The organism is Bacillota bacterium (assembly GCA_040754675.1).
Lineage (GTDB): Bacteria > Bacillota > Limnochordia > Limnochordales > Geochordaceae > Geochorda.
Map to the genome: position 1 here is coordinate 1 of JBFMCJ010000293.1, position 5071 is coordinate 5071.

The 5071-nt window shown below is 67.7% G+C and carries 6 protein-coding genes; 1 reads left to right on the top strand and 5 read right to left on the bottom strand.

The annotated features are described in order from the left end of the window. Together AB1609_15155 and AB1609_15160 are read right to left on the bottom strand one after the other, a co-directional pair. Positions 1 to 702 (bottom strand): ABC transporter ATP-binding protein (locus AB1609_15155; GenBank protein ID MEW6047794.1); only part of this gene is annotated, 702 nt, incomplete at its 3' end. A gap of 277 nt (positions 703 to 979) precedes the next feature. After that, entirely contained in the window at positions 980 to 1696 is a 717-nt protein-coding gene (locus AB1609_15160; GenBank protein MEW6047795.1) for a hypothetical protein, read from the bottom strand. Positions 1697 to 2113: 417 nt separating this feature from the next. On the opposite strand from AB1609_15160, the gene AB1609_15165 reads away from it, so the two are divergent. Then, on the top strand, positions 2114 to 2563 hold the full coding sequence (locus AB1609_15165; GenBank protein ID MEW6047796.1) for a hypothetical protein: 450 nt from the start codon (positions 2114 to 2116) through the stop codon (positions 2561 to 2563). Here the strand turns inward: AB1609_15165 and AB1609_15170 are convergent. Genes AB1609_15170 through AB1609_15180 form a run of 3 tightly spaced genes read right to left on the bottom strand, consistent with a single transcriptional unit; the run spans position 2550 to position 4656 of the window. Next, positions 2550 to 3050 (bottom strand): IS3 family transposase, encoded by a 501-nt coding sequence (locus AB1609_15170; protein ID MEW6047797.1) that lies wholly within the window; start codon positions 3048 to 3050, stop codon positions 2550 to 2552. The two genes, AB1609_15165 and AB1609_15170, sit on opposite strands and share 14 nt — an antisense overlap. Beyond that, entirely contained in the window at positions 3035 to 4054 is a 1020-nt protein-coding gene (locus tag AB1609_15175; GenBank protein ID MEW6047798.1) for a nucleotidyl transferase AbiEii/AbiGii toxin family protein, read from the bottom strand. The genes AB1609_15170 and AB1609_15175 overlap by 16 nt, the downstream gene beginning before the upstream one ends. After that, complete coding sequence (locus AB1609_15180; GenBank protein ID MEW6047799.1) at positions 4051 to 4656, bottom strand: type IV toxin-antitoxin system AbiEi family antitoxin domain-containing protein; 606 nt, start codon at positions 4654 to 4656, stop codon at positions 4051 to 4053. Before AB1609_15180 ends, AB1609_15175 begins: the two co-directional genes overlap by 4 nt. Between the last annotated feature and the right edge of the window lie 415 nt (positions 4657 to 5071).

Below are 5071 nucleotides of genomic sequence, written 5' to 3' on the forward strand. Positions count from 1 at the left end.
CTCCGCCGGGCTGCCCACGGTCACCAGGGCGCCCCGGGCAAGGATGGCCACCCGGTCGCACAGGCTGTCCGCCTCGCCCATGTTGTGCGTGGTCAGGAAGACGGTCTTGCCGGCCGCCTTCAGCTCCAGGATGAGCTGGCGCACGTCCCGCGCCGCGGCCGGATCGAGGCCGGTGGTGGGTTCGTCGAGGAAGAGGAGTTCGGGGTCGTGCATGAGGCACCGGGCCAGGTGCAGGCGCTGCCGCATGCCCCGGGAGTAGCCGTCGACCCGCTGCCTGGCGGCGCCGGCCAGGCCGAACCGCTCCAGCAGCGCCCAGGCCCGGGCTCTGGCCTCCTTCGGCCCCATGCCCTGCAACTGGCCGGCGAAGACGAGGTTGTCCAGCCCGTTCAGGCGCCAGTACAGTCCCAGTTCCCCGCCGTACGCCACGCCCAGGCGGGGACGGATACGGTGGGCCTCCCTGACGACGTCGAACCCGAACACCCGGGCGCTGCCCGCCGTCGGCGTGATGACGGTGGTCAGCACCTTCACCATGGTCGTCTTGCCCGCCCCGTTGGGGCCGAGCAACCCGAAGAGCGTCCCCCGCGGCACCGCCAGCGAGACGCCGTTCAGGGCGCGCACCCGCCGGGCGGCCCCCCTCGCCCCGCCCGTCACGTAGTCCCGGACGAGGTTCTCGACCTCTACAACCGCAGCTCCGCCGCTCATCGACTACCCGCCCGACCCGCGGTGCCCAGTGCGATCGCGTCTGCCGGTACGGCGACCGCTGGAGCCTGCACTCTGGAGCATGCACTCGGCCCCGCCTACTTCAGAAAGTGCTCTGGCCTTCGGACGAAGGGATCCGAATCTGATCAACGAGCCCCTTTTGCCTGTTCTGATGCACCCGCGTACGGTCGCTGAGCGCGCGCTCCTTCGGCTGTTCCCCGCTGTGGTGTCGCGTCCCGCAACTCCCGAACTACGGACGGATCAGGCTCGTGCCACCCACTCAGTACACTCGGGGGGCGGTCGTCCAAGCACTTGTGTCTGCCCCAGCCTCGGCTGCAAACAAACGGAACGGTCGTGTTGTCCGTGATGCCGTGGTGCTTCTTGATCGAACGAGCAGTACCGTCTCGCCGAATTCACATGGGAACGCCGACCTTCGCTCCCGAACAAAGCGGATGCCGTCATCCCCGCCTGCGGTGTCGTACTGGTGCCGCCCCACCGCGCGGTAGCCGGATACCGACACCAGACGCTCACAGACCGCCTCGAACGAGAGATCACCGTGGCTGGGGGTGATGGCGCATAGCTCGGCTTTCAGCTTGGCCAACGGATCCCTGCGAAGACGCCACATGTACTCGTCCGGTCGCGACGGCTCCAGCAACTTGCCTGGATGGCGCTCGAGTTCCTCGATGAGCGCTCGGAAATCGGACTCAAGGTCCGGGAAGGGGAGAAAGGGAAGGCGCAGCCAGCCCAACGTACCGTACCATGTGGCAAGGCGTTCGTTGCGCTCGCTGACGCTGCCGTCTAGCCCGCAGGATCGCTTGATCCGGAACACGTGACTCAGATGGTACCGGCCTCCCTTCCGGTATTCATAGGAGCTGGGGTAGTCCCGGTCGACAATACGTAGCGACACTTTGCCGTACTCGGGTAGACAGGGCGTCGCCAGGATGTCGTCGTCTCGGAAGCTCTTCAGCCGGAAAAGGTTCGTCGGGTTCCCTGTCATCTGGAGACTTGTACAGCTCTTTCAGACGCGATACGAAGGCCTCCAACTTGAGGGGCACGTCCCCCTCATCACCACGGGCCCCGCCCTGAGACAGTACCCGCTCGTTCGTGAGCCGCGGCAGTATCTCGCCAGCGTTGTCGCGGTCAAACCGGGAGTTGTAGACCGTACCGGTATCCCTCCCGCGTGGGTTGCACAGGCAAGCAATGGCACCAACCTTACTCGTCGCCCCTCACTGTGTCCCTTCGACCTTCCTCCACCCTGCTCCTGCGCAAGAGATGGCCACCACGTCGCATCAGCGGCATTGGTCCCATCTCCAGCCGCCCCCTCCTGTCCACTCCCGGGCTTGGCCCCCGCGGCTGGGTACCTCCAGCAGGGGCTTACCTTCCGCCCGGCCCGCGTGTTGGGGCCGGTGCTGAAGTGCGCCCGAGCCAGCTCGATCCGTCCCGGAGCTGCATCCCCCATCGATGGGAGCAGGGGTGTCGCAATCCCCGGGCCCTCTATCGGGAACTGCGGGCCATTGGGTATGCGGGTGCCCGCTCTCAGGTTGCCGAGGTCGTCACCGTTGCGCGGCGGTCGGTTGATGCTCCGAATCAGGCACTATCTACCATGTGCCCCGTGACCCCTCGGCAGTTGGGGCGATGGTTCTGGCAGGCCCCGCACCGTCGTGCCCAGTCGGAGCGGGCCTACCTGACGTCGCTGACCGAAACCAACGCCCACTTTGCCCGGGTCTGGCGCTTGGCCGAGGCGTTCGCCCACATGGTGCACCAGCGTCGCGCCCGCACCCTGGCGGCCTGGTTCGACGCCGTCAAGCGGGAGAAGGTGGAGTTCATCCCCTCCTATGGACAACCTGTGGCTAAGCAGCCGTAACGGGAACTTCGTGGTGGAGACACCCCCTCCTTTCGGACTCCTCCGGACTCAGGTAGCCCAGGGCCGAGTCGCGCCGAAGGCGGTTGTAAAAGACTTCGATGTACTCGAAGATGGCCGTCTTCAGGGCCTGACGGGTCGGCCAGGGCGCGCGATTCAGCAACTCGGTCTGCAGCGTGGCAAAGAAGCTCTCCGCCACCGCGTTGTCCAGGGCGTCGCCCACCGAGCGCATGGAGCCCAGGATCCCGGCCGCCTCCAGGCGGCGGCTGAAGGCCAGGGAGGTGTACTGGGCGCCGTGGTCGGAGTGATGGACCAGCCCGCCCGCAGGCCGGCGGTTCCAGACGGCCATGTTCAGGGCGTCGATGACCAGTTCGGTCGTGGGCCGCTCCCCCATGGCCCAACCCACCACCCGGCGGGAGAAGGCGTCGAGGACGGTCGCCAGGTACAGCCACCCCTCGCCGGTGGGGTGCTGGGTCAGCTCGCCACCCAGAGGCGGTTGGGCGCATCGGCGGTGAAGGCGCGTGGCACCCGGTCCGGGAAGACCGGCCGGCGGGGGTCCCGGCGGGTGAGGCCCCGCCCCGTGCGTCGATGCGCCCCCTGCAGGCCCATCTGGCGCATCAGCCGGGCCACCCGCTTGCGAGAGCAGGAGACGGCGTGAGCCATTCGCAGCTCCGCCCACACCCGGGGCGCTCCGTACGTGCCCCGGCTGGCCGCACGGATGGCCCGGATGCGATCCATGAGCTCCCGGTCTTGTTGGGCCCGCCGGGAGGGCGGGCGGCGGCGCCATGCGTAATACCCGCTGGTGGAGACGTCCAGCACCCGGCACAGCATGGCGACGGGATGCTCGGCCTTCTGGCCGACCGGCCCGCCGGTCCTGCATCCGCCCGAGGATGACCCGTTGGGGGCATGCCTGGATTTCGCGAAGACGCTGCGCAGGGGAGTGATGGGGGCGTCGGCGATGACTGTTTCCGGGCGGTAGGCCCGTAAGCGTGGGCGCGGTAGGTCGAGGAGGCTCGGGTAGTCGCACCACTCGGGAGCGGGTACCGCGGCGTCCCCGATGCCGACATCCACCTGCACACGAATCCGCGCCGAGCCGAGCCGGGCAAGAAGCGTCACCCGCCTTCCGCCGTAGGCGTCTTCAGGACGGATGGCGGCAACCCGGATCGTAGAGGCGTCGAAGGTCATGCCGTCGGGCTCCACGTTCGTCGCGCAAATCTCGGCGAATATCGCCGCCAGAGCCTCATCCGAGAGATTGCCGAAGCCGAGGAGGTCAGCATCGCGCGTCGGGCGGATGGTCTCGCCCAACCACATGAGGAGCAAGAGCGCTCCCTTCAGCACGAAGCGCTCGGCGTATGGGGATCGGGACAGCCGGTAGAGCAGGCGTTCGGTGGCAAAGCGGATCAGGATGAGGTTCGGGTCCACCCCCAGCGGGTGGGCATGCCTGATCAGGCGAGTATGGACAGACTGGGCCAAGCCGCCGGTTGCCGCGCTCATGACAACAGCGCCTCCAGGTAAGGGGTCATGACCCGCTGGACGCGGCAGATGCGCGCGTAATGGTCCAGCTCATCCATGGTGAAGCGGCGCTCGTGCCAGGCTTCGCGCAGGGCTTCGAGCGCCACATCGAGACCGACCTTGTTCCGGTATTTGAAGAGGTCAGCCAGCGTCTTGGCAATGCCGTAGACCCGGACCGTCTGTCCGTCCACGGCGTGCGTCTCAATCCCCGCCGCGAAGGCTTCGCCGCTGAAGCGCACGACCCGCAGGGGAGGGTGGCGAAGGCTCGGCCACCGGGCGCGGCGGTCGATGGCCACCCAGACCTCGGCGGGGATCTGCGTGCCGATGCCGTGGAAACTGAGAGCTGAGAGCAGACAGACCACACCGTGCGGCACCGCCCGCGCCACAATGACGAGGCTGTGGTGCTCGGTAATGGGCTGGTCGGGCAGACGGTATAGCCCGCGGGCGATGCGCTCCAGGGCGCCTTCCCGCACGAGGCGCGTAAGAACCTGGCTGTGAATGGCCATCCGGCCGGCCTCGCGAGCCGTGAGGAACCCCCGGCTGCGAACGAGGTCCAGCACTTCTTCGCGATGGAGGCGCCTCATGTGTTATATCGTACTGACATACATTTAAGTGTCAACGTTTGTACACATCGCTAGGGCGAACCACCCGGTCGACTCCGCCAGCGTTCCCTTGATGTCCTGCTCGACGGCGCGGGACCCTTGCGGCGTCGCTCGCTGAACCGCTCACCTTCGGTGCTGCGGTGCTCGGTCTGGCCGGGACGGACGTGCCGCCTTGCTGTCGCCGAACCGACGACAGCCGCGCGCGACCCTTGCGGTGGCAGCCCGACCCGCTGGAAGGGGCGATGCAGCCTTGGCTCGTCGTTGGGCGTGGATGGTGGTAGCCGCCGTCCTGGTGCTCAGTGCGGCGCCGGTTCAGGCGGCGGAGGGTTTTCGGGGTGTCCCGTGGGGCAGCTCTCGAGAGGAGGTGGTGGCTCGCCTGGGCGAACCCCTGCTGGAG

Bases quoted from the DNA above. Each gene is read 5' to 3' on its own strand.
- AB1609_15160 (MEW6047795.1), bottom strand. From the start codon at position 1,696: ATGACAGGGAACCCGACGAACCTTTTCCGGCTGAAGAGCTTCCGAGAC.
- AB1609_15175 (MEW6047798.1), bottom strand. From the start codon at position 4,054: ATGAGCGCGGCAACCGGCGGCTTGGCCCAGTCTGTCCATACTCGCCTG.
- AB1609_15180 (MEW6047799.1), bottom strand. From the start codon at position 4,656: ATGAGGCGCCTCCATCGCGAAGAAGTGCTGGACCTCGTTCGCAGCCGG.